The sequence below is a fragment of the Flavobacterium sp. 245 genome, assembly GCF_004362055.1.
In the GTDB taxonomy this organism is placed as follows: domain Bacteria; phylum Bacteroidota; class Bacteroidia; order Flavobacteriales; family Flavobacteriaceae; genus Flavobacterium.
Window position 1 is genome coordinate 390,393 of sequence record NZ_SNXB01000002.1, and the last position, 25,286, is coordinate 415,678.

13 protein-coding genes are annotated in these 25,286 nt (G+C 36.7%); 6 read left to right on the forward strand and 7 right to left on the reverse strand.

Translation table 11 applies throughout. The features are described from left to right. The first annotated feature begins 267 nt into the window (after positions 1 to 267). The 5 genes from EV145_RS05010 to EV145_RS05030 all read left to right on the forward strand — a co-directional run bounded on the left by EV145_RS05010 (position 268) and on the right by EV145_RS05030 (position 15,910). Positions 268 to 11,487 (forward strand): PKD domain-containing protein, encoded by an 11,220-nt coding sequence (locus EV145_RS05010; RefSeq protein ID WP_133524121.1) that lies wholly within the window; start codon positions 268 to 270, stop codon positions 11,485 to 11,487. Between the two features lie 20 nt (positions 11,488 to 11,507). Then, on the forward strand, positions 11,508 to 12,431 hold the full coding sequence (locus EV145_RS05015) for a type IX secretion system membrane protein PorP/SprF (protein ID WP_133524122.1): 924 nt from the start codon (positions 11,508 to 11,510) through the stop codon (positions 12,429 to 12,431). A 12-nt stretch (positions 12,432 to 12,443) separates the two neighbouring features. Further along, positions 12,444 to 14,372, forward strand: a complete 1,929-nt coding sequence (locus tag EV145_RS05020; protein WP_133524123.1) for an OmpA family protein — start codon at positions 12,444 to 12,446, stop codon at positions 14,370 to 14,372. A gap of 197 nt (positions 14,373 to 14,569) precedes the next feature. Next, positions 14,570 to 15,145: a phospholipid scramblase-related protein gene (locus tag EV145_RS05025; RefSeq protein WP_133524124.1), complete on the forward strand. Its 576-nt coding sequence runs from the start codon at positions 14,570 to 14,572 to the stop codon at positions 15,143 to 15,145. A 144-nt stretch (positions 15,146 to 15,289) separates the two neighbouring features. Beyond that, entirely contained in the window at positions 15,290 to 15,910 is a 621-nt protein-coding gene (locus EV145_RS05030) for a conjugal transfer protein TraF (protein WP_166638410.1), read from the forward strand. A gap of 262 nt (positions 15,911 to 16,172) precedes the next feature. Here EV145_RS05030 and EV145_RS05035 read toward each other — a convergent pair whose 3' ends face one another. Genes EV145_RS05035 through EV145_RS05055 form a run of 5 tightly spaced genes read right to left on the reverse strand, consistent with a single transcriptional unit; the run spans position 16,173 to position 22,019 of the window. Next, a complete protein-coding gene (locus tag EV145_RS05035) occupies positions 16,173 to 17,267 on the reverse strand; it encodes an AI-2E family transporter (RefSeq protein WP_133524125.1) in 1,095 nt (364 codons plus the stop codon). Between the two features lie 36 nt (positions 17,268 to 17,303). Then, the gene (locus EV145_RS05040; RefSeq protein ID WP_133524126.1) at positions 17,304 to 17,996 is read right to left on the reverse strand and encodes an ion channel; all 693 of its coding nucleotides are present in this window, start codon (positions 17,994 to 17,996) and stop codon (positions 17,304 to 17,306) included. Between the two features lie 40 nt (positions 17,997 to 18,036). Beyond that, positions 18,037 to 19,608: an MFS transporter gene (locus EV145_RS05045; protein ID WP_133524127.1), complete on the reverse strand. Its 1,572-nt coding sequence runs from the start codon at positions 19,606 to 19,608 to the stop codon at positions 18,037 to 18,039. A gap of 3 nt (positions 19,609 to 19,611) precedes the next feature. Further along, entirely contained in the window at positions 19,612 to 20,673 is a 1,062-nt protein-coding gene (locus EV145_RS05050) for an HlyD family secretion protein (RefSeq protein WP_133524128.1), read from the reverse strand. Between the two features lie 11 nt (positions 20,674 to 20,684). Continuing rightward, complete coding sequence (locus tag EV145_RS05055) at positions 20,685 to 22,019, reverse strand: TolC family protein (RefSeq protein WP_133524129.1); 1,335 nt, start codon at positions 22,017 to 22,019, stop codon at positions 20,685 to 20,687. 245 nt (positions 22,020 to 22,264) lie between these two features. Here EV145_RS05055 and EV145_RS05060 point away from each other — a divergent pair, with 245 nt between their 5' ends. Continuing rightward, complete coding sequence (locus tag EV145_RS05060) at positions 22,265 to 23,338, forward strand: BamA/TamA family outer membrane protein (protein WP_133524130.1); 1,074 nt, start codon at positions 22,265 to 22,267, stop codon at positions 23,336 to 23,338. 22 nt (positions 23,339 to 23,360) lie between these two features. On the opposite strand, the gene EV145_RS05065 is transcribed toward EV145_RS05060, so the two are convergent. Together EV145_RS05065 and EV145_RS05070 are read right to left on the reverse strand one after the other, a co-directional pair. Then, the gene (locus EV145_RS05065) at positions 23,361 to 24,098 is read right to left on the reverse strand and encodes a ZIP family metal transporter (protein ID WP_133524131.1); all 738 of its coding nucleotides are present in this window, start codon (positions 24,096 to 24,098) and stop codon (positions 23,361 to 23,363) included. A 120-nt stretch (positions 24,099 to 24,218) separates the two neighbouring features. Further along, positions 24,219 to 25,286 carry a type II asparaginase gene (locus EV145_RS05070; RefSeq protein ID WP_133524132.1) on the reverse strand — a complete coding sequence of 356 codons (1,068 nt, stop codon included), beginning with the start codon at positions 25,284 to 25,286 and terminating at the stop codon, positions 24,219 to 24,221.

The following is a 25,286-nucleotide window of genomic DNA, read 5'->3' on the forward strand; positions in this document are numbered from 1 at the left end:
ATAAGTTTCATTTCAATTCTTATTTAATAAAACCTTCAATTGCAACTTGTTTTTATGTTGCAACATCTAATTTATTGTTTCATTTTATAATTTGAAACATTAAAAAAAGGCTTTACACCTTTACTTTTTATAAATTTGATAACCTCCCCTGCAATTCATTCGCAACCTGCAAATCACTCATAAAGTTATTGTTAATTCACACAATGTAATTATTAATTTAAGGTAGCTGTAAAATCATTACTGCAGCCTTTAAAATTCTGATTGCTTATGCCACATTTTTACTTTTATTCTGCGTTTACTACTTTTTCTAAAAAACTGTATCTAGCAATTATTTTAATTATTTTAAGTACTATAAGCTTAAACGCCCAAAACTGTACTGTTAATGCAGGAGTTCTAAACACTACTATTTGCGAGACAGATGCTTTAGTTTTGGAGGGAAATTCGCCTAGTCCTATTATTGGTACTGTTTTATGGACTCAGATATCTGGACCTGCAGTTGTGATTAATACTCCCAACAGTCCTACCACAACTATATCAGGATATACTGGAGGAAATACATATATTTTTAGATACAGTGCAACATGTGGCGATGGAATTTTGTCCTATCAGGATAAAGTTGTCAATGTAAAACCAATAACTCAGGCAAATGCAGGAGGCAATATTGCAAGCTGTCCTAGCAATAATGGTACATTAGCAATTATTGGGAACACTCCTCAAAATACTGGAGAAACTGGTTATTGGGAAATAGTTGGAGCAAATAATGCCGGAGTGATAATTAATTTTCCAAATTTAGCTACCTCAACAATAACTTTACCAGATACAAGCTGTGGTGTTACAACATTGCAGTGGGTTATTGAAGGTCCTGAATTTGCACCAGGACAACGCTGTCGAACAACCTCTCAGATTACAGTTACCAACTATGGCGGTGTAAAACCTGTTTCTGCTGGTCCAGATCAAACTTTAAGTAATTGTTATACCACCACTCAATCTACTGACCTCAGCGCTACTTATGGTGGATGTGGACTTAATGGACAAAGTGGTCAATGGACATTTGTTTCAGGACCAAATACTCCAACTATAGCCAATCCAAATTCTAATAACACTGGTATTTCAAATCTAACAGAAGGGACCTATACTTTTAGATGGACCGTAACCGGATCTTGTGCATCTGGCAATGATTTGGTAGTAATTACTGTACCTCCGGCAACTCAAGACGTAACGCAACTATCTGGAGGAGACGAAAATATTTTCTTTTGTGACAATACGATAAATCAGGTAACTCTTGTTGCACAAACACCATTGTATGCAGGTGAAACTGTTCAGTGGAGCGTAGTCTCAGGCGGCCCTCCAAATGCTATAATTGCATCACCTACAAATCCAACCACATTAGTAACTAATATTTCTGAAGCAGGTAGCCCGTATCGCTTTCGTTATACGTTAACTAATACCAATACTGGCTGTATTTTTACGAAAGATTATATTGTTCAGTATAATGGTCCTACACGTACGATTGTAGCAAATAATGGCGATGATATTGTAGGAAGCTGTAATGCGACTGTATTTACTATTCCGTTGGCTGTTACAGGAACAGGATCTAATCAATACCGAATTGTTAGTGGGCCAGTCCTCTCGCCATTAGGACCATTTCCGACCGCTTTACAAGATACCGGAAATTCTCTGACTTTAACGCTTACGGCTCCAGGTGATTATACAGTAGAATTTATAAGAAAACAAACCGGTGCATTAACTGTACAATGCGACTATGGTTTTGATACCATTAATGTATTGGTTTCTGGCGAACCTACACCTTCTAATGCCGGAACGGATGTTAGTTTACCCTGCGGTGATACTGCTACCATACTTTCTGGCGTCAGCACTGATGACGGTCTACATTTTTGGAGTCAGCTCAGCGGTCCTAATATAGCGGTTATTGATGATAATTTTGCTGTTAACACACAAATAAGCGGTCTTGTTTCTGGAACGTACGTTTTTCAATATATCACAAAAGGGGGCGGCGCAACGTGTGGATTTTCAGTATCGACAGTCAACGTTTATGTGTCAGACAGTACCATTGACAATGTTAATGCCGGACAAGATCAAGTGATATGTACAAATTCACAAGTACCACTTGCCGCAGATCAGCCAGATGATGGCGAAATTGGAACTTGGAGTCAAGTTTCGGGACCGAATACTATCATGTTTTCAAATGTCAATGATCCTAATGCGATTGCCACTGGTTTTTTAACTCCAAGTTCAACATATGAATTACAATGGACCGTTTCCTATTTACATCCTGGCCCGTCATGTGGTTCGGCAATTTCAGATAATGTAATCATAGCTACAAGTGAACTTCTAGCTCCAACACCATCAGACGCAGGACCAGATGCTTGTTATAGCTCTGGAACAACAACTTTTAATCTTAGCGCTAATTCAACAACACCAATAGAATATGGTACCTGGACAGTACGACCAGTAGCCGGAGTTGTTATTGCCAATGAAAATGATCCAAATACTGCAGTAACAGTTCCTGGAAACGGAACTTATGTATTTACGTGGACAATTGTAGCCAGACTTAGAACTTGTCTTCCTAGTGAGAGCAGTGTATCCGTAACTGTAGCAGAGACGCCGCCGACAGCAAATGCCGGTCCAGATCAGGAAATTTGTGGTAACACTATAATAATGGCAGCAACGCAAAGTGGAGGATCAATTGGTACATGGAGCAGAATTTCTGGTATCGGAAATTATACGGTTAGTGATTTACATGACCCTAATGCTGTTTTTACGTTTGATTATAGTGGTTACTATATTTTCAGATGGACAGTAGATGCTAGTATTTGCGGTCAGGCATTTGATGACATCAACCTTACTGTTGGAATTCCCCCAAAGCAAGCATTGGCTGGTCCAGATCAAAATATATGCAATAACAGTTCTGTGACAATGGCCGGAAGTACTTACGATAGCTTTTTTGAGCTGGGACAATGGTCTGTACTAACAGGCGCTCCAAATCAGCCTACCATTGTTAATCCTTCAAACCCAAATACTGTAATTAATGGTTTGATTGCTGGTACTTATACTTTTAGATGGACTGTAACCGCAAAAAGTATTTTTTTATGTCCAGGTTCTTATGATGATATGATCGTTATTGTAGACCCGGCAGCTGATGCCGGACCTGACCAAACCTTTTGTGATGTTACCAGCGTGCAACTTAAAGCAAGCGAAAACTCAAGAGGAACATGGACACTTACAAGTACAACCGGAAATACAAGTGATGTTGTAATAACACAATCTCCTTCTGATAGTTATTTAGCAAATGCAACTGTCGTTCCGGGAAATGAATATGTTTTTACATTTACAACCTTTTCTTACTCATTTCCTGATGGAAGTTCTTGTGCAGGAACATCAGATTCTGTAAACATTACTATTTACAGCGGTGCAAGCATTGATCCAAATGCTGGGCCCGATCAAACTTTATGTATTAATGATGTTGCAGGAGAGACAACCATGAGCGGGAACATTCCGCCTGCTGATGTTGACACAGCTGAATGGCGTTTTGTTTATCAGCCAGCAGGAAGTATTGCTGTTATTGAAACTCCCTCGGCACCGTTAACAAGAGTTCTAAATCTAACCGTTCCTGGACTTTACATTCTGGAATGGGTATTTGAAAGTAATAACTGCCGCTCACTATCTGACATTGTCCGAATTGAAATGAATGCACCGCCAAGCACTGCAGATGCAGGTCCTGACGATACTGTTGCTTGTCAAACCAGTTATAAAACTGCTGCTGTCCCACCGGCAGTTGGTATCGGGACATGGACCATTACATCTCAGCCCCCTACTTCAAATGCTGTTATTGACAATCCTAACAGTCCGGTTACTACATTGTCAAATGTAATACTTGGTACTTACATCTTAACTTGGACAGTTACAAATGGACCTCATACTAGTCCCTCTTTATGTCAGCCGTCATCAGATACAGTTACAATAACCTTTAATGATACTCCGCCATCTATTGCCAATGCAGGACCTGATCAGGAATATTGCGATGTAGACAGTTTTAACTTAAATGCCGTACCAGTTACATCAGGTATAGGAACATGGACTCAGGTTTCTGGCCCTTCTTCTAACATTGGTTCTGTAAATAGTCCAACCTCTTTAATATTTGGAATTAGTAACCCTGGAACATATGAATATCGTTGGACTACTACTACATTAAACAATAATGGATGTACTTCCGCAGATACTGTTATCATAACAATATATGACACTCCATCAACAGCTGATGCAGGACCAAATCAAATTGTTCCTCAATTTACACCTATTAATCTAAATGCAGTTGCACCAACTGTTGGTACTGGATCTTGGACGCAAACTGGAGGACCAAGTATAATAGGATTCACAGATCCAACAAGTCCAACTTCAGCCGTTACCGGAACTCTTCCGGGGATCTATACCCTACAATGGAATGTTACTAATGGAAATTGTACGGTATCAAGTGATACCATGAATCTTACCATATTGGCAGTCGCAGATCTAGAATTAACTAAAACAGTAACGCCTACAACAGGAAGCATTGGTGATGTTGTAACTTTCAATATAAACGTCTTTAACAATAATAATGCGCAAGGAGGCACTGTTACAGCAACCAATGTAGCTATACGTGATTATATTCCGTCAGGATTTATAATTGTTCCAGGATCTGTAAACTTGGCTGGACAATATAATGTTGGAGATAATACTGTTACCTGGACTGGTCTAACAATTCCGAGTGGTAATATTTTGAATTTAACTTTTCAAGCTACAATTTTATCTACTGGATCATATGTAAACAGTGCAGAAGTTATCGCTTCAGATCAATTTGATCCTGATAGTACACCAAATAATGGTGTTTCAACTGAAGATGATCAGGATAGTGCTACTGTAATTCTGGATGTAGCCGACTTATCACTTCAAAAAACAGTTTCCCCTACTTCAGTTAGCATTAATGATAATGTAATTTTCACCATTAGAATTACTAATAGTGGTCCAAATAACGCAACAGGAATAAGGGTTTCAGATCATTTGCCACCTGGATATACTTATGTAAGCGACAACGGAGCAGGAAAATACAATAATACTACAGGTATCTGGAATGTTGGTAATCTAAACAACGGAAACTCTCTTGCTTTACAAATTACTGCAAAGGTTAATGTGGTAGCTGCTTTATCAAATTATGTAAATACCGCCGAAATACAAACGGCAAAACAAAAAGATCCCGACAGTACACCAGGTAACGGATTACCGGAAGATGATATCGCAAGTGCCAACATAACCTTAAAAACGGCTGATTTAGAACTGACTAAAGCCGTTACTCCAACAAGCGGAGCAGCAGGAGATCAGGTAGAATTTACGCTCACCGTCCTGAACAACGGTCTAGGAAATGCAACCGGAGTTAGTGTACAAGATGTTATTCCTGAAGGATTTACGTTAATTCCTGGTTCGGTATCAAATAACGGGCTTTATAATGTTGCAACTGCAACTATTACCTGGCAAAATTTAGCCATATCGAATGCATCAACTGTAAATTTAACATTTAGAGCAATTGTAAATCCATTAGGTAATTATCTTAATATTGCACAAATAACGGCAAGTGACCTTGCTGATCCGGATAGTACACCAAATAATGACGATGGAGATCAGAGCGAAGATGATGAAGATAACGCGCCATTTACTTTTATTGGCCCAACAGCGGACTTATCCCTTATTAAGCGTGTTGTTACCGGGAACACAAGTGCGGTAATTGGAAGTCAAATTTCCTTTGAGCTTATTATTACGAATAATGGGCCAAATACTACAACAGGTGTACTTGTTAAAGATCTCATACCTTCAGGTTATGAATTTGTAAATTACAGCTCATCAGCAGGTCTTTATGAAAATACTTTTGGAATATGGAATGTCGGCAGTATTGCCTCAGGAGTCTCAGAATCTCTTATTCTTGATGTAAAAGTCCTTCCAACAGGTGATTATTTGAATACAACCCAAGTAACTGCAAGTGATCTGACTGACCCTGATAGTGCACCTAATAATGACGATGGTGATCAAAGTGAAGATGATGAAGCCAATGCTGTAATCACACCAATACAACCTTCTGCAGATTTATCGCTAACAAAAACAGTCAGCAACCCTACACCATTGGTAGGATCGTTTGTCACATTTCAAATTATAACCACAAATAATGGCCCTCAAGACGCGGCAAATGTTACGGTTACAGATTTACTTCCTTCCGGATATACCTTTAGCAATTTTAATGCAACAAGTGGAACTTATGACAGCTCAACCGGCATTTGGTCATTGGATATCCTGAAAAATACGGAATCTGAAACTTTACAGATAACAGGCATCGTAAACCCTACAGGAGATTATACTAATATTGCCGAAGTAACAAGCAGTGATATAACTGATCCTGATTCTACACCAAATAATGGTGTTACAACTGAAGATGATTACGGTTCTGCAACAACTACTCCAATTCCGCAATCTTCTGACTTATCCTTGACCAAAACTGTAAGCGATGCAACTCCTTTAGTAGGTTCTCAGGTTACTTTTGAAGTCGTAGTAACTAATAGTGGACCGCAGGATAATACTGGTGTTCAAGTGACCGATTTGCTTCCATCAGGATATACCTATGCAGGTTTTACTGTTTCAACTGGAACTTATAATCCTACAACTGGATTATGGATCGTTGGAAACTTAGTTAATGGAGATGCAGAAACACTGCAGATAAGAGCAACCGTCAACGCAACAGGAACTTATCTAAATACTGCTGAAGTAGCAGCAAGCAATCTTCCTGATCCGGATTCAACTCCAAACAATGCTTCAACAGCAGAAGACGACTATGCAGAAATTGCAACCACTCCTGTTCTACAATCAGCCGATCTATCCCTTACTAAAACAGTAAGCAATGCAGCGCCTTTAGTAGGTTCGCAAGTAACTTTTAGTGTTCAGCTAAGCAATGCCGGACCTCAGGATACAAACGGTGTAACTGTAACAGATTCATTGCCTTCTGGATACACATATGTTTCATACACAGCAACGGCTGGAAGCTATAATTCAGCTACTGGTTTATGGACTGTGGGAAGTGTATTAAATGGTGCTTCGCATACTTTGCAGATAACAGCAACGGTTAACGCAACAGGAACTTACCTGAATACTGTCGAAGTAACAGCAAGTGATCTTCCTGATCCGGATTCAACTCCGAATAATGCTTCAACAACAGAGGACGACTATGCAGAAATTGCAACCACTCCTATTCCTCAATCAGCTGATTTATCAATTACTAAAACAGTAAGCAATGCAGCGCCAGTAGTAGGTTCGCAAGTAACTTTTAGTGTTCAGCTAAGCAATGCCGGACCTCAGGATACAAACGGTGTAGCTGTAACAGATTTGCTACCTTCCGGATATACATATGTTTCGTACACAGCAACGGCTGGAAGCTATAATTCAGCTACTGGTTTATGGACTGTGGGAAGTGTATTAAATGGTGCTTCGAATACTTTGCAGATAACAGCAACAGTAAACGCAACGGGAACGTATCTAAATACTGCCGAAGTAACAGCAAGTGATCTTCCTGATCCAGATTCAACTCCAAATAACGCTTCAACATCAGAAGATGATTATGCGACAGCAACAATTACTCCGACATCACAAGCTTCTGATTTATCGCTGACTAAAACGGTAAACAATACAACACCTTTAGTGGGGGCACAAGTCACTTTTGAAATTGTAGTGACTAATAACGGTCCGCAGGATAATACGGGCGTTCAGGTTACAGATTTAATTCCATCAGGCTATACTTTCAGCAGTTTCACTAATTCAACAGGAACTTATAATCCTGCAACAGGAATATGGAGCGTTGGCAATTTGCCATTAGGTCAATCAGAAACTTTACAAGTAATTGCAATTATTAATGACGCGGGAATTTATACTAATATTGCCGAAGTAACTGCTGCAGCTCTTCCCGATCCTGATTCAACACCAAATAATGGGATTGATACAGAAGATGATTATGCAAGTGCAACCGTTACACCTGTAAGACTTACTTTTGATTCTGATTTATCATTAACGAAAACGGTTAATAATACTACACCACTAGTAGGTTCACAGGTTACTTTTGAAGTAGTAGTCACAAATAATGGTTCGCTTGACAACACTGGGGTTGAAGTAACCGATTTACTTCCTTCTGGTTATACTTTTAATGCCTATACGATATCATCCGGAACATATAATCCAACCACTGGATTGTGGATTATTGGCAATATTATTAATGGAAAATCAGAAACACTACAAATAACAGCAACAGTAAACCCAACTGGGAATTATACCAATAGTGCCGAAGTAACTGCCGCAGATGAAGATGATTTTGACTCTGATCCAAATAATGGCCCAAATACAGAAGATGATTATGCAGAGGCTTCAACTACACCGATAGGTCTTTCTTCTGATTTATCGCTGACTAAAACGGTAAACAATGCGACACCTTTAGTGGGATCACAAGTTACTTTTGAAGTAATCGTAACCAATAACGGTCCACAGGATAATAGGGGGGTTCAGATAACTGATTTGCTTCCGACAGGATACACTTATAATGGATCCACGGTTTCAGCAGGAAGTTATAACCCAACAACAGGATTATGGACGGTAGGAAACCTTAATAATGGACAATCTGAAACATTACATATTACCGCAACTGTTAATCTTACTGGTGATTATCTTAATATTGCAGAAGTTTCAGCCGCAAATCTTACTGATCCGGATTCGACTCCAAACAACGGAGTTTCAACAGAAGATGATTATGCAAGCGTGGCAACAATACCTATTACACAAGCTTCTAATTTATCTTTGACTAAAACAGTCAATAATGCTACTCCGCTAATAGGTTCAGCTGTTACTTTTGAAGTAATTATAACAAATAACGGTCCTCAAAATACGGCAGGTGTTGAAGTAACTGATCTATTACCTTCGGGATATACATTTACCAGCTATACTGCCACTAAAGGAACTTATAATAGAACTACCGGAAAATGGACTATTGGTTCTCTAATTAATGGTGATTCGCAAACTTTACAAATTACCGCAAATGTAAATTCGGCCGGCAATTATAGTAATATTGCTGAAGTTACAGCAAGTGCGCTGCCGGATCCAAATTCAACACCAAATAACGGAAATACAACCGAAGATGATTATGCGACGGCCAGTACAACTCCAATTGCTCCTATCGCCGATTTATCACTTACAAAAAATGTAATTGGAGGTAATTTAAGTCCAATATTTGGTGCAACAATAACATTTGAGTTAACGGTAAAAAACAGTGGTCCCCATACGGCGACTGGAGTACGAGTTAAAGACATACTTCCAAGCGGTTTTGAATATATTGTATATAGTTCAACAACCGGCCAATACTCGAACTCAACAGGAACATGGGATATTGGTACAATTCCGAATGGAGCATCAGAAACGTTAATGATAGGCGTTAAAGTTAATACAACTGGAAATTACAATAATACTGCAGAGATTTTTACTTCAAATGAACATGATCCTGACAGTACTCCAAATAACAATGTGGTTGGAGAAGATGATCAAGATGCGCAATTAATTACACCTGTACCTGCACTAACTGATCTTTCGATAGAGAAAAACGTTGTTGGCAACAATCTTACTCCTACTGTTGGATCACAAATTGCATTTACAGTCACAGTAACTAATAATGGTCCAAGTTCATCAACTGGTGTTACTATTAAAGATATTCTTCCACTTGGTTATCAGTACGTATTTTATAATTCAACATCTGGAAGTTACGATGCTGCAACCGGAATATGGACACCGGGAATTATTTTATCAGGAAACAGTCATACTTTATTGATAAATGCATTGGTAAAAAATCCGACAGGTACGGCAGGCGAATATTTAAACACTGCTGAAATTATGACTTCGGATCAACTTGACCCTGACAGTACTCCTGGAAATGGAGTAACAACAGAGGACGACTATGACAGCATTTCTGTAATACCTGTAATTGTTATGGCCGATTTATCTATAACTAAAACAGCACTGAATCAAAGTGCAACTTACGATGTTGGTGCAACAGTTATTTTCACAGTTACGGTTAAAAATGATGGTCCTGCAAACGCGAGTGGCGTATCTGTAAAAGATTTATTGCCGCCTGGATTCAAGTATGTAAGCAGCGCTCTTACCGGCGGTCTTTATAATTATATAACCGGTGTCTGGAATGTAGGAATTGTTACAGCAGGTAACAATGAATCGCTCGAAATCTATACTACTGTAAACCCTCCAACCGGCGCAGCAGGCGAATATACAAACACAACTGAAATTATCGCAAGCAATCTACCCGATCCGGACTCAACTCCTAATAACGGCATAATAACCGAAGACGATTATGACAGTCTTCAAATTAACGTAGCTGTTGCCGATTTAAGTCTAGATAAATCTGTAAGCAATAAAAATGCTAATGTAAATGAAATTATAACCTTTACATTACAGCTTGATAATGCTGGTCCAAGCATAGCAACAGGTGTAAATGTTGATGATATCATTCCGTTAGGCTATCGCAATATTGCAAACATCAGCAATGGAGGAATATTCAGCAACAACACCATAAAATGGGCAAACTTGACTGTCCCTGTTGGCGGTGCGACACTCACTTATCAAGTTACCGTTGCAAATCCTAAAGGCCTTGATCATGACGATTACTTAAACATGGCTCAGGTTACTGCTTCGAATCAGTTTGATCCTGATAGTATGCCAAACAACGATAATGGTGATCAAAGCGAAGATGATGAAGATTCAGAATTCATCAACATTCCGTCAACTGATATTGCAATAAATAAAGAAGTTGACAAAACCGATGTTGCAATGTACAGCAGCGTAATCTTTACCGTTACAGCCGATAACCTTGGAAATTTAACGGCAACAAATGTTGAGGTAAAAGACCTGCTGCCAAAAGGATATGAATTAGAAACTGCAACAGCAACAGCTGGTTCATACGACAGTGCAACTGGAATTTGGAAAATTCCAAACATAGCAGCAAAAGGCAGTCAAACACTGACTTTAAATGTCAAAGTTGTTGATATTAAAGATTATTTAAATATTGCGCAACTGGTTTCAATGGATCAAATTGATACAAACGCATCAAATAACCAAGATAGTGCAACAGTGTCACCAAATTGTTTAAAAATTTGGAATGAATTTTCACCAAATGATGATGGTCAGAATGAAACTTTTTACATTGATTGTATCACACAATACCCAGACAATCAACTTTCCATATTTAACCGTTGGGGTAATTTAGTTTACTTCAAAAAAGGTTACGACAACACTTGGGATGGTAAAGAAGAAGGATCAGCAAAAACACTTCCAGAGGGAACCTATTTCTACATTTTAGATCTTGGAGATGGTTCTGAAAAAACTTCTGGCTGGCTTTATTTAAAAAATTAGGATAACCAAAATAATTGGCTATGATTAAAGATATAAAAAAGGTTTTTACGATAATTACGATGCTTTCTGTATTTGGAACTTACGCACAGCAAGAACCGCAATACACGCAGTATATGTATAATACACTCACGGTAAACTCTGCTTATGCAGGATCGCTGGGGCATTTAGCAATAACTGGTCTATATAGAACACAATGGGTTGGTCTTGAAGGAGCTCCAAGCACACAGTCTTTTACGCTTGATACTCCAGTAGGGAAAAATGTAGGTCTTGGTTTGTCTATAGTCAGTGAAGAGATTGGTCCTTCAGAAGAACAATTCATTGATGCCAACTTCTCCTATACCATTCAATCTGGACAAACGCATAAATTGTCTTTTGGTGTAAAAGGCGGCGGACGCGTTTTAAATATCGACTGGTCAAAAGGAAGCCACCGTGATCCTGATGTTCAATTTCGTGAAAACATTACTAATAAATTTCTGCCTGTTGTAGGCGCCGGATTATACTGGCATGGCGAAAGAGATTATATAGGATTGTCGATTCCTAATTTTATGACCAGAGAGCGATATAATTATGATGATATTGCTGATGATCTTGTGAACGAGAGAATGCATTTATATCTTATCGGAGGAATCGTTTTTGATCTCTCAGCTCATACAAAATTTAAACCTGCAATGTTGCTTAAATATGTATCTGGCGCACCTTTGATTGCAGATTTTTCGGCCAATTTTATGTTCAACAATGCTATTACTCTGGGAGTTTCCTATCGCACATCTGATTCTGTGAGTGCGTTGGCCGCTTTGCAGATTACACCTCAGTTTATTGTAGGTTATTCCTATGACTATACAACAACTGAATTACAAAACTATAACAGCGGAACGCACGAAATTATGCTCCGATTTGAATTAGTATCACGCAAAAAGGGATTAAAATCTCCGAGATTCTTTTAATACTGTCCTAATATGAAAAGAAGAATTACTATACTTGTACTGCTGGCCATGCAAATGGTTTTTTCGCAAACTAAGAACAAAACGGCTGATGCTCTCTTTGATAAAATGTATTATGTAGAGGCAGCAAAGTCATATGAATTGTCCATAAAAAATGGAGATACGTCTAAAGAAATTCTGCAACGTGCCGGAGATGCGCATTATTTTAATACCCAAATGGAAAATGCCAGCAAATGGTACGGCAAACTGCTTACAGATTATCCAAATGAAGTTTCTGCCGAATATTATTTTCGCTATGCACAATCGCTGCAAGGCATTCAAAATTATGACTTGGCGAAAAAATGGATGAAAAACTTTTCTGAAAAACAAAAATCATCCGATTCCAGAGCTCAGAATTTTTCGCTTAAAACAGTAACACTCGAAGATATTAAAAAACTGAAACCTCAGTTTTTACTTGAAAACCTCGAAATTAATTCGGCGTATTCTGATATGGGGCCAATGTTTTACAAAGGCGATTTAGTGTACTCCACAACTGTTGATTCCTCCTATTTAAAAACAAATAAATATGGATGGAACGATCAGCCATACTTAAACATGCAGCTTGGAAAAATTAGTCCGCAACAAACCAATGTAAGTTTCAAAGAACGTTTCGGAAAAGAAATTACAACACAATATCATGAAGCCTGTGTGGCATTTTCGCCCGATGAACAAACTATTTATTTTACTAGAAATAACTATAACGGAAAATTAAAAAGAGACGATAAAGGTGTAAATAATTTAAAAATTTATTCGGCTACCGCTGTAGAAAGCGAGAATGGATCCGTTCGATGGGAAAATATAAAAGAATTGCCTTTTAGCAGCGATAATTATTCGGTTGGACAGCCAACGGTCAGTAAAGACGGGAAAAAACTCTATTTTGTCTCTGATATGCCAGGAACAATTGGCTCAGCTGATATTTTTGTAGTTGATATTTTAGGAAAAGACAAATATTCTAATCCAAGAAATCTTGGCGAAAAAATAAACACCAGCGGACGAGAAATGTTTCCTTTTATAACAGACAAAGCACTTTATTTTGCTTCAGATGGCTTTTTAGGACTTGGTGGACTAGATGTTTTTGAAAGCCGTTTAAACAATGACGTTTTTGATTCTCCTGTCAATCTCGGCGCGCCTTTAAACAGCAGTATGGATGATTTTGGCTATATTGTAAAAGAAGAAACAAATAAAGGCTTTGTTTGTTCGAATAGAAAAACAGGCAAAGGCGATGATGATATTTATTCTTTCGAAAGAAGCTGCGTTCAATCTATAGACGGTTATGTTTTTGATGCTATTTCAAACAAAAATATTGCCGGAGCGATTGTAACGATTAAAAACAATGAAAACCAAAAACTGCAGGAAACCGTTTCTAGAATTGATGGAAAATTTGAATTTACTGAAAATATTGACTGTCGCACTCCTTACACAATTGAAGCTGCAAAAGATAATTTCACAACCAGCACCAAAGCAATTGTTACACCCGAATATTCTGGTATAACTGAAGTTCCTATTGGGCTTGATCCTGCTCTTATTGAGCGAAAAGACGGTTTGCTGAAAATCAAAATCGGAATCATTTTCTTTGATTTAGATAAATCGGAAGTTCGTTACGATGCTGCAATCGAATTGAATAAAGTAGTCTTATTAATGACGCAATATCCAACGGTTGTCATCAAAATAGAATCTCACACTGATTCTCGTGCGAATGACCAATACAACCTTGAACTTTCTGACCGAAGAGCAAAAGCAACTCGAGATTACATTATTTCGCAAGGAATTGCTTCTGAACGTATAGAAAGCGCTATTGGTTATGGTGAAACACAACTTATCAATAATTGTGCAAACGGAGTTCCGTGTACCGAAGCACAGCATCAAATGAACAGACGAAGCGAATTTATTATCACTAAAATGTAATTTCACTTGTAAAGATTCTTTATAAAAAAAGTTTGCATCTCCCATTTTAATACAATGATTATCAGTGTAGTTATTTTCTTTCAGCACTGCTGTTTATTTTATTTTTTGACATACAAACAGGTATTTATACTTGTTTCTAACTGTAACTTAAATTCTATTTTTGAGCACCAAAAAAAATAACCAACCAGTTCAAAACTATGATTTCAGATTTCTTTGAAACGAATAACTATTTTGTAGACAAAAAAAATGGCTTTCAGGAAAGTTGCCATATTTATAACGATAAAAAAGAAAGGATCGGCCGAATTAAACAAAAATTCAGTTTCCTTCAAAAAATGCTCCCAACGACCATTGGCAAATCAATACTTCCTTTTACTATTGAAATTAGAAGCGCAAATGGCGGTTTAGAAGCTACTATTTCAAAAAGAGGCGGTTTCTTAAAATCCGAAATTGTAATCCAAGATGCTACTGGAAAAAAAATTGGAGCAATAAATCCAAAATTTAGCTTTTCTAAACCTGAATTCAAGATTCTAAATACTTCCAATCATGTTATTGCAGAAATCTGTGATGTCTGGAAAAAATCTAATTTTATTATTAATGATTCTTCCGAAAATCAGATTGGATCAATAAACAACAACTGGAACGGAGCTATGAAAAAAATAACAACAGCTGCAGACAGTTACAGAATAAGTGTCATGCCAAGTTATTCTCAGTATGAAGAAAAGATAGCTGTTTTATCTAGCGCCATTGTTCTAAATATGTGCTTTTTAAGCTAGTAAAATAATATTTTTCTATTCTAAAGACGATTAGGGTTGTAAAATGTCATTCTGCTAGTGGCCTGAAAATTGGCTTAAAAGGCAATAAATGCTTTAATTATATGTTTATACTTATTGAGATAAACAAATTAATTTAAAGAATATATGCATTTATTACAATTGAAAAATAGAATAGGATTTTTGTCTTTAATTCTGGTAATCGGAACTTCGCTTCAAGGATATTCGCAAAAAGAACTGGATAACAAATACAAGCCAATTCCGGCGAAAACTCCAAAAACAAAAGAAGTTGTCCCACCAAAAGAAGAAGCTCCAAAAGTTAATCCGCCTGCGCCTATTGAAAAACCAGATCCTTCGAAAATTAATCCAGAGGAATTGTTCAAGGATACTAATTTGTACAAAACGCCGGCAAATACAGAAGGTATTTTTTACAGACAAAATCAATTTTTGGGGAGTTTTAAAACTTCGACCTTTACCTCTACAATTCGTTATCGTGATGCCGCCTTTGTTGATGGCGATAAAATTAAAGTGTATTTAAACGATAAGGTAATTGAGCCCGAAGTTACAATGAATGGAGAATATCAGGGTTTTAAAATTACTTTGGTTCCCGGAATTAATAAAATCGATTTTGAAGCCTTAAACGAAGGTTCTGCTTCGCCAAATACAGCCGAATTCCAAGTTTATGATGACAAAGGCGCTGTAATTGAATCCAGCCAGTGGAATGTAGGAACTGGTTATAAGGCTACAATTGTTTTGTATAAAGAATAGCTTTAATCCGTTGAGAAAAATTTTTTAACACATAGAAACATAGATTTGGAGTGCTAAAAAAAGGCGTTTCACTTGTTTAAAACAAACATAGTTGGCTATGTGTGAGAAACTAGTTTCTTTCTGATCTCTTTCAGCATAAATAAAATCTATGTTTCTATGTGTTGAATAATGTCCCCAACGAGTCAATTTTATTAGCTAAAATTAAAAATCCCACTTCGGTCAAAAAGTGGGATTTTTCGTTATATACTAATTCAAAACTAACTTACTCTAAAGGTTCTGGAATTTCTAAAGGATCAACCACCGGCTCTTGATTGTCATTTACCCAGGCAATGAACAATTTATACCCAATTGAAAAAACTATTGGTCCTACAAACAGCCCAATAAAACCAGACATAATAAACCCGCCTATAACCCCGAGGAAAATAACCAGCATGGGTACAAGAGCTCCTTTACCCAATAAAAGCGGTTTTAAAACATTATCAGATAAACCGCTGATGATGAAAAATATCGTCCAGAAAATGGCATAGCCTGAATCACCTGTAGAGAACAAATAAACGATGACGCCAATATTTATAATAATTGGCCCAATCTGTAAAATTGAAAATATCAGGCAAATCAAGGTCAAGATTCCGGCATATGGAATATCGGCCAAAAATAATCCTATCGCTTGAATAATCGTTTGAATAACGGCAACTCCTAATATTCCTTTTACAACTTGATAAATTGTCGAAACTGAAATGGTCATGATTTCATCTGCTTCATTTCCAGCAATTTTTTTAAGGAATTTCATAGCAAAAATTTTAGCTCCAGGTGTAACCAACAAAATACCAGCAATTATAACCGATAATATAAATTGCAGAAATGCCATACCTGAACTTAAAATACTGCCCATAATTTTTGCCGAAAAATCTTTTATTTGGTCTTGATATTTAATGACACCTTGCTCCAAGTCTGTCGACATAGTAAGCAAAAATTCATATAGAGGCTTCCCTATTATAGGCCACTCTTTTATAGATTGTCCTGGTGGCGAAATTTTAAGCGTTCCTGCTTCAAAACTGCTTTTCAACTCTAAAAAATTAGCTGTTGCCGCTTTTAAAAAATAAATTAATGGCAGTAACATGATGGCGATAATAACAAGAGTTATGATTATCGAAGCCAATGTTTTTCGCCCTTTTAAAACTTTCTGCAGAAAATCAAATAAGGGAAGAAATACGACCGAAAGTATAACAGCCCAAAGAATTGGCATAAAAAAAGGCAACAACAATTTAAGACAAAATCCGACAATAAGGAAAATGAAAAATAGCTGTAAAATAGTATCAAAGAGCTCTTTGCGTTTATTTGAATTTGAAGTTTCCATGTTTATTTTGATTTAGATATGATTGGTTAAATTTGATTATTCTTGTTTTTTGATAGAAAAGTTGGCATCAGAAACCAATCTTCCTATTAAGATGACGGGATATAAAACTCCTGTGAGAACTTCAATCTGAACTAAAGAGCGTGCCAAAGGATGCAGCGGCACTATTTCACCAAAACCTGTTGAAGTAATACTGATATAACTGAAATACATAAAACTTGCCTGATCGCTATTGCTTTCAAATTGAGATTTGACTATGTTAAAAGAACCCTCGATATGCCTAAACAGAAATAAATACAAGGTGCACCAAAGATGAACCAGCAGCATATAAACCACAACTGATCCTATAATACGATACGTTGTTACAGGTCCGGGCTCTAAAACTTTTCTTAAAACCAGAGAAATTAAAAGTCCCATGACCGCTATAGTCAAAAAGAGGTCTGCAAATAAAATAATAATGTTTCTGTTGAAATAATCAATCCACTGAATGATGACAAACAAAATGGGAATAATTGAAATAACAAGAGCCTGCTTTTTGTGCTTTGAAAGCGAAAAAATTCCCGCAAACAAAAACAGCATCCAGAAAATATTGAGTCCGACCATAAAACGCGGATAACTTCCAAAAAATGGAATGGCAATAAAATGCATTATAAAAAGCAGGATCAGCATACCTCCCAGCCCACTTTCTTCAGCCCATAAGCGATATAAAAAGCGATTCTTTTTTTCCATCATAATAACTCATTTTATTAATTTAAATGCTTTGTGCTAAAACTCAAATTGGTATTGGCTCTACTTCTACTTTTCCTATTGGCCTGCGCCAAAGTTTAAAAAGAAGAATTATAAAAATGGGCAAAAAACAAATTGCCGACATGACGAGATAAATATCTTTATAGGCTAATAATATTGAAGCTTGCGATGTTTGATTTGAAAGGCTTTTTTCTGCTTTTTTTTGGGCCTCAGCATCTGATAATCCCATATATACAAAGTTTCTTTTTGAACTAGCCAGTTGATTTTGTGCCATTTTATTCACTTCTGTCAATTGCTGACTTAAGCCTGTTTTGTGCTGTACATTCATATTCGAAATAAAGGTTGCTAAAACAGCTCCACCTAAAAGTGAGGCAAAAACGGCCTGCGCTATAATACCGCTCATCATTCTTGAAGTACTTAATTGTGGTGGCACTCCTTCAGAAATATATAATAAGGAAACTGGAAAAAGAAATCCCATTCCGATGCCTTTAAAGACTAATGGCAGAAAAAAATCAGAGGAATCTATCCCTGGATAAAATCTAAAAAAGAGCACTATGTGATATAATCCGTAGCAGGCAAAGCCAATAATCCAGATGGTTGCCAGATAAATTCGTTTATATAACAAATAGGTTGAAAGCGGAATCGACAAGCATAAACCAAACAGCAATGCCAAATGCGTCAATGCATTAAGCACAGAATCAAATCCCAAAACATTGGTCATATAACCGGTTACAACACTTCCTGTTCCATTAATTATTCCGATATAAAACATCAAAAAAGCACCAATAACTACATTTTTATGTTTATAAACATCTGGATTGATGATTGGATCAGCTGTAAAACGAACATGAAGCAAGTATATTCCGGCTGTTATAAATAGAAATCCAATTGCCAATGCTATTTTTGGATCGCTTAACCAATTTCTGGTTTGACCTTCGGCACACAAAAAGAGAATAATGATGAAAAATAAAATCATGATCATCCAGCCTCTCCAGTCAAACTGAAATGGTTGTTTCATTGGCGCAACATCTGCTTTATAAAAAAACCAAGCCAAAATAATACAGATTAAAAAGTTGACATTTAAAAAGTAAATTCCGAAAGTCCAATCATGAAGACTGGTAAAATGCGCGCCCAAATATTGATAAAGATGCTGGCTTCCTTTTTGAATAAACTGAAGAATCCCATACAGCAAAGCCATATTAAAAACCGGATTGTACTTTAATAAAATAGGTACCATTGATGCAAATATTCCTATTACCGATATTATAGCCAGAAGCGATCTAAAAAAAACAAACCATTCGATCGTTGATACAAATAATAAAGCCGTATTGAAAATCAGCGACAAAAAACCAGCCGACAAAATCATGGTCCTGATTTTGATTTGCTTTCCTAATTTTAATCCTAAAGGCATAAAGGCAAGCATAGCGAAAATGGGAATGTAAATCGAATAGGTAAAAACCGTCGTCGAAGCTCCAAAATGACCCATAATCTGCGAATTATCATAAGTTGTGATATTCAGTCCATTAAAAAAAGGAATCGTTAGGATATACAATCCTAAAAGGGTAAAAAAAATGCTTCCTTTTTTTCCTGCAATCATCTTTTATTTTTTTACATCGACAGTTACATTCATTCCTGGTCTTACATCTTGCAAGTCTTTTGCAGGATTTTCAAATTCTATTTTTACTGGAATCCGTTGTGTGATTTTTACAAAGTTTCCTGTTGAATTATCTGGTTCTACCATCGAAAACTTCGCGCCCGTTGCGGGAGAAAATCCAGTTACTTTTCCTTTAAACTCTTTTCCATCAAGCGCATCAATTGTAATGGTAACTTCTTGACCGGGTTTTATTTTTTCTATCTGAGTTTCTTTGAAATTGGCTGAGACCCATAATTTTTGATTTAAAACAATAGTTGCTATCGTTTGATTTGTATTAATTAATTCTCCAATAGACAAATTTCGTTCACCTACATATCCGTCTCCCGGCGCAATAACAGCTGTATAGGACAATTGCAGTTTTGCAGCATCAAGATCAGCTTTTTTGCGTGCAACGGTTGCTCTGGACGCTTCGAGATTAATATTGCTTTGTTTAGTTACTGAAGTACTGGCTTCCAAACTTTTTTGACCGGCTTTTACATAAGCTTCTTCCGATTTTAATTTTGAAATTACTTGATCATATTGGTTTCTGGTCACGGCCGAATCAGCATACATATTTTTGAAGCGCTGATAATCTTTTTGCGCTTTTTCAAGACTCGCCATATCGCCCGCCAGTTTCTCTTTTCCCGATGCTTGATTGGATGCCGACGTTGTAATATTTTGTTCCAACGAATGAAGATTTCCTTCGGCTATAGCCAAATCCGCTTCGGCCTGTTTTACTTTTATTATATATTCTGAATCATCAAGAATCACCAGCGTATCGCCTTTATGAACAAACTGATTGGCCTCAAACCTGATTTCTTTAATATGTCCTGTTGCTCTTGCTGCAACACTGTTGATATAAGCTTCAACCTGAGCGTTATTAGTGGTTTCATAAGTACTGAAATCAAAAAACAAACTCAAAATCCACAAACCTCCTGCAATCAAAAAAACAAAAGACAGCACAGTAAGAATGGTATTTCTCTTTTTATCTTTCAGATTGGTTTCATTTTGTGCATTTGCTTCGCTCATAAACGTATATTTTAAAGTTTTCCCATTGCATATTGCAACGAATAATATTGAATTATTAAATCGAGATTGGCATTCACCAATGAAATTCGGGAGTTATTCAATTGTAATTCGGCATCAACTATTTCGCTGATTAATGCAAAATCATTGTCATAACGGCTTTTTACTATTTTATAATTACTCATTGACAGCTCAACATCCTTTTTAAAAGTCTTAATATTTTCTTTGCTTTCGGCATATCTTACATAAGCATTTTTAACCTCTGTACTTATTTGATCTTTAGTTACCTGCAGTGCAATATTGCTTTTATCAATCTCGAGTTTGTCTCCTGAAATGCGGTGTTTTAAATTATAAAAACTTGAAACATCCCAATTTAATGAAACACCCGCCGCCCAATAATTCAGAATATTTACATAACTGGGCCATTGTGCAGGATATTCAGTATTCAAAATCAGATTGGCGTTTATATTTGGCATAAAACCGCTTTTAGTTAAACTCAAAGACGATTCAGATAATTTAATTTTAACTTCGGCTCTTTTTATTTCTTCTCTATTTTGATAAGCTTCAGCTAAACTTTCCTGCAGATTTAGATTTTCTGTCGGCAGCATACTTTCTGTAACTATCGGTCTTAAAATTGTATTCGTTGGAAAACCAATTATAATATCCAGATAATTGCTGATCAATTCTATTGTATTTGTACTTCTAAAAACAGATACTTTAAAATTAGACTGCTGTAATTCAGTTCTTAACAAGTCACTTTTGATGTTTTGTCCATTATCGACACGCGACTTTAACTGTCTGATACGAAGATCAGTATTAATTATATTTTGTTTCGTTACTTCAATTTGCCTGTATAATTTTTCGAGTGTAAAATATTGCTCTGTGATTGCATTTTTAACATCAGCTTCAGTCATTTTTACGACAGACTGTTGCATTTGGCTCAAAAGTTCCTGTTGATCTATTCGTTTATTAATCGCGCTTCCGGCGTAAATTGGCAGTGATGAGATGATATTGGCAAAAGCCTGATGATTATAATAATCTACTGAAATATTGCTCTCATAAAAACCTTTATAAATTTTAGGATCGCCAATATAAGTATAGCCTCCATTTAGGCCAATCCGAGGCATTTTAGCAATTTTTGCCTGACCGACATTTTCATTGGCAATAGCCAAATCGGTGTTGGCCATTTTAAGCTGACGGTTATTTTGGATACCTAATGTTATTGCCTCATCTAATTTTATTGGTTTTGCAGTTCCAAGACTATCCTGCTGGCCAAAACTTAAATTGGCGCAACAGCAGGCAAAAGCCAAAAACTTTAATTTAAAATCTTTTAACGGACAATAATTCATCTAATTTTACGCGTTTAAAACTGATATCACAATATTGATTTGCAACTACATAAACAAAACTCTAAACTTTTTAATTTCTCCTTTATAATAAATAAATGTAGAGAATTCCTAATAAGGAAATTGCAGTAACTTGTTCCATTTTATAAAATGAAACACTTTAAATCGCAGTTGGAAGCCATAAAAAATAAATAGGTTATAAATTAGATGAAAAACAATTTTTGTTTCCTAATTTCATCTCAATCTACATGCAAAAGATCTCAATAATTATAGTTTATATGCTGGTTTCGTTTGCTTCATTGGCACAATCAACAAAAGCCGACACTACTTCTACGGCAAAGGCGCCTCCGAAGAATATTGATTTTAATGTAATGCCTTACATAAGCTACAACAGAACGCTCGATTTTATGTTTGGCGCTATCCCAATGATGATGTACAAAACAAATAAAGCCGATACAATCTCGCCAAAATCATTATCTGGAATCACAGCAATTTATACAACTAACAAATCCTATTTCATTTGTTCTTTTAATAAATGGCATTTTAACGAAGACAAATGGCGCGCACAGCTTTTTTTTATAACTGGAAATCAAAATTCACAATTTTTCATGGATGATTTTGACAATCCAGATTTTTATGATTATTCAACCAAAACAACTCTTATTAGTGTAAGCGGACTCCGAAAAGTATTCAAATCATTTTATGCCGGCGCGGGCTATACATATGCACATTATGATACAACCTATCAAGATGATATTCAGCCTGCCTCTACTACTCATACAAATGGCTTGCAAGTCATTGCGCTTTATGACACTAGAGACGCAGTATACTATCCCACTACGGGAAATAAAATAAGGGCAAGATGGATTAGTTATCCTGAATGGTTTGGCAATGATGTCAATGCCAATAAAATTATTTCGGAGTACAATACTTATTTTCCAATGCGCGATAAAAAAGATGTACTCGCTGCACGTTTTGCTGGTAAATTCGGATTAGGAAATATTTCTTTTGAGCAACAGGTTACAATCGGCAACGATGACATCAGAGGTTATTCTGAAGGAAAATACCGTGGCGATGGACTTATGGCTTTACAAGGCGAATACAGATATAATTTTCACAAAAGAATGGGAGTTGTAGGTTTTGCCGGCGTAGCAACTATTTACGGATCTGACACTCCAAGTTTTGACTGGAAATTATATCCCGGAGCTGGCGTTGGCTATCGCTACAGAGCCTTTAAAAACGAAAAGTTTAATATAGGTTTAGACGGTGCTGTGGGAAAAGGCGACTGGGGAATTTATTTTAGAATTGGAGAAGCTTTCTAGTGCCTTCAAAGGATTACTTTCATCACATATTTTCGTAAACAACCACACAAACCGAAACAAAAAATCCGACCACTGTATAAACTCCTGCTGATTTATGCCCGTGTTCATAAGCTTCCGGGATCATTGAATTTGCCAGCATCATTAGTATCGCGCCTCCTGCAAAAGCCTGAATAAAAGAAAGCCATTCGTTTGACGCATCTCCAAAAATAGAATAACCTGCCAAAGAAGCCAAAGCACATAAAAGTGTAATAAATAGCCAAAGCATGATTATTTTTTTATTGCTCCAATTTCCTTTTTTCATTCCAGATGAACCCGCAATTGCTTCGGGCAGATTCGAAATAAAAACCGCAACCAGCATAGCTAGACTTCCTGTTTGATGTTTGAAAAAACCCAATCCTATAATAATTGATTCTGGAATTCCGTCCAGTATTATAGCGAGCACCATTGGAACAATTAAATTCGATTCTTTGGCTGCTCCGATTTTCAATCTATTTTTAGCACCAAAATGGCCAATAAGACGGTCAGCGCCATAAAATAATAATGCACCACTAAAAAACCCGAAAGTTGGATAATTGCTTCCTCGCCCAAGTTTTACAGCTTCGAAAATTAATTCATAAGAAATGGCCGAAATCAAAGTCCCTGCTCCAAATCCCATAATTTTCCCGATGAGGCTACTGCTTAAATTAAATCGGATAGCAATTATGCCTCCCAGAAGTAAGGAAGACGTTGCTAATAAACCAAATAAAAAAGCATGCAGCATTTAAAATATTTTTAAACAGCTTCATAGGTTTTATTAAACCATATATAATAAAACCTATTCGGCCATCATTAACTAAACCAATTATAAAAAATGAAACCTCTTATCGTTTATTTCAAACTCTTAATATTCCAAGAATATTTTTTGGAGTTCGTCTAGTTTTCTAGGCTTAAGCAATGCCACGGTTAATAGAATTCTAGATTTTTGCGGATTTAATCCATAAGATGCAATAAGTCCTAATTCATCATCATTGCACTCCACATTACGCCCTACAATTCCTGTTGCAACGCGCGAACTTCTTACCACGATAATTCCTTTTTTGCTGGCTCTTGCACAGGCGTCCAGCGATTCTTTATTCATATTTCCATTTCCCACTCCTGCAATTACAATTCCCTTGGCTCCTTTTTCAATCGATGCATCTATCAAATCTGCTTTCATATCAGCGTCAGCATAAATAATATCAACACGCGGAAAAGCGGTAACACCTTTTACATCAAATTCAGACGTTTTCCCATATTTCTGATCAGGATAATGGTAAAAATCATTTATTCCATAAGAAGTTGTTCCAATAAGCCCACGAATTGGCGACATAAAAGTCTGAACGGCCGTAGTGCTTACTTTTGTCAATGCCTGAGCAGAATGTATCCAGTCATTCATCACTAAAAGAACGCCGTGGCCTTTAGCCTTTGGGTCTGCCGCTACCGCAATTGCATTATATAAATTTAAAGGTCCATCGGCACTAATAGCCGTTGAGGGACGCATTGAACCTACAAGCACAACTGGTTTATCTGTTTTCACAACCAGATTTAAAAAATAAGCGGTTTCTTCCATAGTATCAGTTCCATGTGTAATCACAAAACCATCGACATCTTTGCTTGATGCTAGTTCATTAATTCGGTTTGCGACTTTCATCATAATTTCAAACGACATATCCTGAGATCCAACATTCGCAATCTGTTCGCCTTTAATGTCTGCCAATTTCATTGCATCGGGAACAGCATTTACCATAGCGTCAATTGTAACCTGACCTGATGTATATCCAGACTGTACTCCTGTTTTAGCGGCACCTGCAATTGTACCTCCTGTAGCCAAAATAAGGACTTTAGGTTTTGCCTGTCCAAACATGCTGATGCTAAAAGATAACAATACCAGCAAAAGAATTTTCTTAGAAAATATGATATTTAATTTCAT

Coding starts and splice junctions, on each gene's coding strand:
- EV145_RS05015 (WP_133524122.1), top strand. CDS start 11,508: ATGATTAAAGATATAAAAAAGGTTTTTACGATAATTACGATGCTTTCT.
- EV145_RS05050 (WP_133524128.1), bottom strand. CDS start 20,673: ATGAGCGAAGCAAATGCACAAAATGAAACCAATCTGAAAGATAAAAAG.
- EV145_RS05055 (WP_133524129.1), bottom strand. CDS start 22,019: ATGAATTATTGTCCGTTAAAAGATTTTAAATTAAAGTTTTTGGCTTTT.
- EV145_RS05035 (WP_133524125.1), bottom strand. CDS start 17,267: ATGGAAACTTCAAATTCAAATAAACGCAAAGAGCTCTTTGATACTATT.
- EV145_RS05060 (WP_133524130.1), top strand. CDS start 22,265: ATGCAAAAGATCTCAATAATTATAGTTTATATGCTGGTTTCGTTTGCT.
- EV145_RS05065 (WP_133524131.1), bottom strand. CDS start 24,098: ATGCTGCATGCTTTTTTATTTGGTTTATTAGCAACGTCTTCCTTACTT.
- EV145_RS05025 (WP_133524124.1), top strand. CDS start 14,570: ATGATTTCAGATTTCTTTGAAACGAATAACTATTTTGTAGACAAAAAA.
- EV145_RS05040 (WP_133524126.1), bottom strand. CDS start 17,996: ATGATGGAAAAAAAGAATCGCTTTTTATATCGCTTATGGGCTGAAGAA.
- EV145_RS05030 (WP_166638410.1), top strand. CDS start 15,290: ATGCATTTATTACAATTGAAAAATAGAATAGGATTTTTGTCTTTAATT.
- EV145_RS05070 (WP_133524132.1), bottom strand. CDS start 25,286: ATGAAATTAAATATCATATTTTCTAAGAAAATTCTTTTGCTGGTATTG.
- EV145_RS05010 (WP_133524121.1), top strand. CDS start 268: ATGCCACATTTTTACTTTTATTCTGCGTTTACTACTTTTTCTAAAAAA.
- EV145_RS05020 (WP_133524123.1), top strand. CDS start 12,444: ATGAAAAGAAGAATTACTATACTTGTACTGCTGGCCATGCAAATGGTT.
- EV145_RS05045 (WP_133524127.1), bottom strand. CDS start 19,608: ATGATTGCAGGAAAAAAAGGAAGCATTTTTTTTACCCTTTTAGGATTG.